The organism is Nocardioides sp., from assembly GCF_025964975.1.
Lineage (GTDB): Bacteria > Actinomycetota > Actinomycetes > Propionibacteriales > Nocardioidaceae > Nocardioides.
Genome location: NZ_JAOPXV010000167.1, coordinates 1 through 5,799, shown reverse-complemented (window position 1 = coordinate 5,799; position 5,799 = coordinate 1). Strand labels below are relative to the sequence as shown.

The 5,799-nt window shown below is 69.1% G+C and carries 5 protein-coding genes; 3 read left to right on the top strand and 2 right to left on the bottom strand.

The window, feature by feature from the left end; genetic code table 11:
• Positions 1–174: 174 nt before the first annotated feature.
• Positions 175–1,710 (bottom strand): alpha/beta hydrolase, encoded by a 1,536-nt coding sequence (locus JWN68_RS12915; protein WP_297739525.1) that lies wholly within the window; start codon positions 1,708–1,710, stop codon positions 175–177.
• A 100-nt stretch (positions 1,711–1,810) separates the two neighbouring features.
• Here JWN68_RS12915 and JWN68_RS12910 point away from each other — a divergent pair, with 100 nt between their 5' ends.
• The 3 genes from JWN68_RS12910 (at position 1,811) to JWN68_RS12900 (ending at position 4,746) form a co-directional block, all read left to right on the top strand.
• Positions 1,811–2,119 carry an antibiotic biosynthesis monooxygenase family protein gene (locus JWN68_RS12910; RefSeq protein WP_297739523.1) on the top strand — a complete coding sequence of 103 codons (309 nt, stop codon included), beginning with the start codon at positions 1,811–1,813 and terminating at the stop codon, positions 2,117–2,119.
• A 74-nt stretch (positions 2,120–2,193) separates the two neighbouring features.
• Positions 2,194–2,550, top strand: coding sequence for a hypothetical protein (locus JWN68_RS12905; RefSeq protein ID WP_297739521.1), 357 nt, complete (start codon positions 2,194–2,196; stop codon positions 2,548–2,550).
• A gap of 138 nt (positions 2,551–2,688) precedes the next feature.
• Positions 2,689–4,746 (top strand): ATP-binding protein, encoded by a 2,058-nt coding sequence (locus tag JWN68_RS12900; protein WP_297739519.1) that lies wholly within the window; start codon positions 2,689–2,691, stop codon positions 4,744–4,746.
• A 20-nt stretch (positions 4,747–4,766) separates the two neighbouring features.
• Here JWN68_RS12900 and JWN68_RS12895 read toward each other — a convergent pair.
• The coding region (locus JWN68_RS12895; protein ID WP_297739516.1) for an ATP-binding cassette domain-containing protein at positions 4,767–5,799 on the bottom strand (1,033 nt) is incomplete at its 5' end.

Here is a 5,799-nt window from a genome sequence, read left to right as displayed (position 1 = left end):
TGGGGTGTCTGGGGCGGTATGACCGAGCGTGAGCGTCGTGCCCTCATCCGCCGTCGTCCTGCCGCTTCGTGGCGCTCCGTCCTGGAGTCCGCGCGCACCGAGCACGAAGGCATCGTCACCGTCTGATCAGACGCCCGTACGGGACTCAGAGCGGGGCACCAGCCCCCGAGCGACTCAGTTGTTCGTCACCGGTAGGTGCAGCTCGACGTCCCGCAGCGTCATGGCGCCGACCACGCGGCTGCCGAAGCCCGCCGACATGTCCGAGATGGGCGAGACGGTCAGGAACAAGGTCTGGCCGGCGGGGACGTCGACCGCCACGGACGGCAGCTCGACACCGGTGCGCGGCTTGTTGAGCACGATCCCCTGCTCCCGGATCGGCAGCATGTTGTTCTGCACGATCTTCGCGTCCGCCGGACTGGTGCCGACCGACAGCGCCAGGAACGCCCGGTTGTCGAGTCCGACGGTGCTGATGGCGGCGTTCAGGCTGGGCGAACCCGCGATACTGATCGGACCCCGGGCGACCGGGTAGGCGACCGGAGCGCCGACCCCGACCGTGGTGATGACGTCGCCGAGGGCCACCTCGGTGGTCGGCGCGACCGACGCGACGCTGACGCACCGGCCGGCGGCGGTGGTCAAGTGGAACTGGCCGAAACCACTGAGGCCGGTCTTCTTGCCCTGCAGGTTCTGTTTCAGGAACCGGAGCCCGAGGTCGGCGAAGTTCGGGCTGCCCAGACGCGGCGAGCACGCGTCCTGCGACGTCGGGAGCGGCAGTCCGGAGTTCGTCCCGCCGGGCAGCACGGCGGGCAGGGTGTGGCCGCCGTTGTAGCCCACGAAGACGCTCCGGGCGCGCGCCTTGTCGGTCAGCGCGCGCTGGAAGTTCTTCAGGCCCTGCTCCAGGGGGAAGAGGTTGTCGGTCGCGCCCTGTCCGAAGAGGACCGGGATGTTGAGTCGCCGACCCTGTCGTACGTGCCCCTCCGGCCCGTTCTTGTCCAGGAAGTCATGGAGGTACGGCGGTACGTTCCCGGTCGCGGATGCCTCCGCGAAACCTCGGTGCACGATCGGCGGGAGCGCGTCCGAGGGCAGCGCGGCGGCGGTGAGGGCCGACGCCCACGCGGTGCGCGGGACGCCCTGGGGGAACAGACTCTCCGTCAGGCTGTACCAGGTGATCTCCGGGACCAGCGCGTCGAATCGGGTGCTGCCGGTCTCCCGGATCTCGCTGAAGGCGCCGACGAACTGGTATCCGCCGCCGTACGAGCCGCCGATCGCGCCCAGGACCGGGTCCCCGGGGCGCTGCTTCTTCACCCACTCCTGCACTGCGACGAGGTCGATGATGCGCTGGACGTCCTCGCCCTCGACGTCGGGGTTCTCGATGTACGCCTGTCCCCCGCTGTCGCCGAAGCCGCGCTGGTCGAAGCTGAGCACCCCGAACCCTGCATCGGTCAGGTAGGAGAGCGCGGCGGGGTCCGTCGTGCGGCTACCGCCCCACCCGTGGCTGGAGAGCACCATCGGCACCGGCGCGTCCTGGGTGGCGTCGGCGGGCCGGAACAGGGTGTAGCAGATCTCGACGGGCGCCGTCGTTCCCGGATCCGGCACGCTCACCACGCAGCCGTCCGTCGTGGTGACCGTCGCAGCCGCGGCGGAGGGACCGGCGAGCGCCGGTGACGCGGCGGTGACGATGCTGATGGCGGCGGTGGCGATGAAGCGGCGCATGTCCGGTGGGTCCTCTCGCGGAGTACGTGTCAGGGGTCCAACGAGCGGGCCCAGTACTGGCTACGCCGACTGGGGCTCCTTCTCCACTAGGGTCCGACGGGTGTACGTATCCGTGTCCCGGCTCAGTGTGGAACCGTCCAGGTCCGACGAGCTCGTCGCCGCCTTCCAGGTGCGCGCCGGCCTGGTGGAGTCCCACGAGGGGTTCATCGACCTGCAGGTGTGGCGCTCGGACCGTGACCCGGCAGAGGTTCTGATGGTCTCCCGGTGGACGGACCGGGACGCCTTCAAGGCCTACATGCGAAGCGACGACCACAAGACGTCCCACGCACGCATCCCTGCCGAGCTTGCAGAGGCGATCACCCTCGAACGGCTGGAGCAGATGCACACCTACGACGTGGTCGCGCAGTGAGGGACGGCAATCGCCGTCCCGATCCGCCCTCGGGCACTCCCCCGCCCACCGAGGCCCGCCTGGGAGACACGGTGGTGGATCTGATCCCCCTGGCCGAGGAGATCTGCCGCCGCTACCGCGACGAGTTCCCCGACGAGGCGGAGCGGTACGGCGACGCCGGCATCGCCTGGTGCGTCCACGACAACCAGCACCTCCTGTTCTGGGGTGCCGGGGCAGTGGACGGTGGGGTGGACCTGGACCGCCAGGTCGACTGGCTCGCGACCGTCCTGGAAGCGCGGGACTTCCCGCTGGACCGGCTGGCGCGCAACCTCGACCTCGGTGCAGAGGTCATCCTGGAGCAGCTGGAAAGCGGCCACGGGGGCCGGATGGCAGCCGCGTTGGCCGCCGCCGCGACGTCGGTCCGTCTCCGGGCGAGCAGCGCCTCGTCGTAGGTGCCGGGTCGCGTCGAACAGGGCGCGCGGCGCCGGTCATTCGAGGCGGCTTGCTGCAGAGCGGATCGGACTCAACCGCGGGTTCGGCCTCGACAACCCCACCCATGCTTCATCATGAGTCTCGAGGAACGGAGAGCCATGACGACCGATTGGTCGCGCAAGCGTGCGCTGGTGGTGGCGCTGTGCCTGATGATGATCGTGGTCCCGTTGTCCCTGGAAGGGCTGGACTACCGGTCGTTCGGGGGCTTCCCCGCTGTCGGGTTCGCCGTCGCCCTGGTCGTCTATCTGGGCCGCCGTTGGCTGTGGTGGACGTTGCTCGTCGAGACAGTCGTCATCGTCGCCGCACTCACCCGCACCTACGACGTGTCGCCGCTCCTCGGCATCGCGGGCAGCATCACCATCACTGTGCCGGCCCTGCTGGTGTGGTTCCTGCTCACGCGCGGTGACCGAACCTTCGAGATCAGCACACACAGGGGGGAGCAACGTCTCATCCTCGCGACCGCTGCGGGCGCGCTCGTCTGCGGCACCCTCGGCGGTCTGTTCGCCCTGGCGCAGGTCGAGCCGCGTGACGCGCTGCTGACGGGGGCGATGTCCTTCCTCAGCTCGCTGGCTGCCCAGCTCGCCGTACTCCCGGTGCTGGACCGGGCGTCTCGGACCGGGACGGCGCCGAAGGCCGAGCAGTGGGCACAGTGGGGCTTGCTGCTCGTGGTCGTGGCGCTTGTCTTCGGCCCTGTCAGCACCCTCCCCGTGTTGTTCGTCGTCCCGGCCGCGCTGAGCTGGGGCGCCAACCGGGGCTCACCGCGTGTGGCCCACAACCAGTTGCTGCTGGTGTCCGTGGTCGCCTACCTGCTGACCTTCCTGGGACGCGGACCTCTGGCGTTGGAGGGCGGAAGAGGGGAGATCGCCGGTCCCATCCTGCTCTACGTCTTCCTGGTCGCTTGTGCGTACGTCACGATCCCGATCTCCGGCAGTGTCGCTCGGCTGCAGCGAGTCACCCTCAGCGCTACGCAGGCGGCATCGACGATGGAGCGCTTGTTCGAGTCGGCCCACCGCACCCTCATCATCAGCGCCGACTCGAAGGGACTCATCACCCGCTTCAATCGGGGTGCTGAGCTGATGCTCGGCTATGACGCCGACGACGTGCTGGGCCAACCCGTCACCAAGCTCTCGCCGGCCGAGGAGGTCGCCCGGCACGCCCGCCGTCTCGGCCTGTCGGAGGACGACTTCCGTAGCCTGGCGATGGCCATGGCAGCGTCTCCCGAACCATGGGACTGGAAGTTCGTGACCAACGACGGGAGGCAGCTCGTCATCTCCCTCAGCCTCACTTCAGTCGCCGACGACGACGGGGAGATCGTCGGCTTCCTGGGCGTGGGCGACGACACCACGGAGCGGCATGCGGCCGATGTCGCGCTGCGGCGGGCGCTCGATCGGGAGCACGCTTCCGTCGCCAGGCTGCGTGACGTCGACCGAGTGAAGCAGGAGCTCGTGTCCAACGTCAGTCATGAGCTTCGCACCCCCATCACCAGCATCATCGGCTACGTCGAGCTCCTCCACGACGGCACGCTGGGAGACCTGCCCAGCGAGCAGAGGCAGGTCGTTGCCCGGATCGCACGCAACGGCCACCGCTTGATCCGGCTGGTCGAGGACCTGCTCACGCTCTCGCAGGTGGAGGCCGGCGCGTTGGTGCTCCAACGGGCTCCCACCGACCTGGGCGCCGTGGTGCGGGCGGTGTGCGTGCTGCACGAGACCCAGCTGCTCAGCCGCTCGGTGGAGCTGGTCATGGACATCCCGGACTCCCCCGTGATCCTGGTCGCCGATGCGCACGAGGTCGAACGCGTGCTGGTCAACCTCGTGGGCAACTCCATCAAGTTCACCCCCGACGGCGGTCGGGTCGACGTGACGCTGCGAGCCGAGGAGAAGGCAGCGCTGATCACCGTGTCAGACACCGGTATCGGCATTGCTCTCGACGAGCAGGACCAGCTCTTCAGCCGCTTCTTCCGGGCGTCCTCCGCGACCGACAACGCGATCCAGGGCTCCGGGCTCGGGCTGTCGATCGCCCACGCGATCGTAGCCGCGCACGACGGCACGATCGAGGTCGAGAGCGAGCCGGGGAAGGGAACGACGATGCGGGTGTGCCTTCCTCGTGAGGGCCGCGAGGTGGCGGACGAGCCGTTGTTCAGCCACCAGGGCCTCTAGCCAGCCCGACCCTGGCGGAGTCAGGCCCCGACGTATGCCGCCAGGTGCTCACCGGTGAGCGTCGACCTGCTGGCGACCAGCTCTGCGGGCGTGCCCTCGAACACGATGGTGCCCCCGTCGTGGCCGGCACCCGGACCGAGGTCGACGATCCAGTCTGCGTGGGCCATGACTGCCTGGTGGTGCTCGATGACGATGACGGACTTGCCCGAGTCGACCAGCCGGTCCAGCAGGCCGAGCAGGTTGGCCACGTCGGCCAGGTGAAGCCCGGTCGTGGGTTCGTCGAGAATGTAGATGTCCCCCTTCTCGGCCATCTGCGTCGCCAGCTTGAGTCGTTGCCGCTCACCGCCTGACAGGGTCGTCAGCGGCTGTCCGAGGCAGAGATAGCCCAGGCCCACGTCGGAGAGCCTGTCCAGCACCTTGTGCGCAGCCGGGGTCCGGGCCTCTCCCTCGTCGAAGAACGCCGTGGCCTCGGTGACCGACATGGCCAGGACCTCGGCGATGTTCTTGCCGCCCAGCGTGTAGTCGAGCACGGCAGCCCGGAAGCGCTTGCCCTCGCACTCCTCGCACGGCGACTCGAAGGTGGTCATCACCCCGAGCTCGGTGAAGATCACGCCGGCGCCGTTGCAGGTGGGGCAGGCGCCCTCGGAGTTGGAGCTGAAGAGCGCGGGCTTCACCCCGTTGGCCTTCGCGAAGGCCTTGCGGATCGGCTCGAGCATCCCGGTGTACGTCGCCGGGTTGCTGCGCCGCGAGCCCTTGATCGCCCCCTGGTCGACCACGACCACCTCGTCGCGACCGGCCACCGAGCCACTGATCAGGGAGCTCTTGCCCGACCCCGCCACCCCGGTGATCACGCACAGCACACCCAGCGGGATGTCGACGCTGACGTTCTTCAGGTTGTGGGTTGTCGCCTTCTTCACCGCGAGCTGGTCCGAGGCAGCCCGCACCTGCTCCTTCATCGCGGCTCGGTCGTCGAGGTGGCGTCCGGTGGTCGTGTCACTGGCTCGCAGGCCGTCGACGGTGCCTTCGAAGCAGACCTCGCCGCCGGCCGTACCC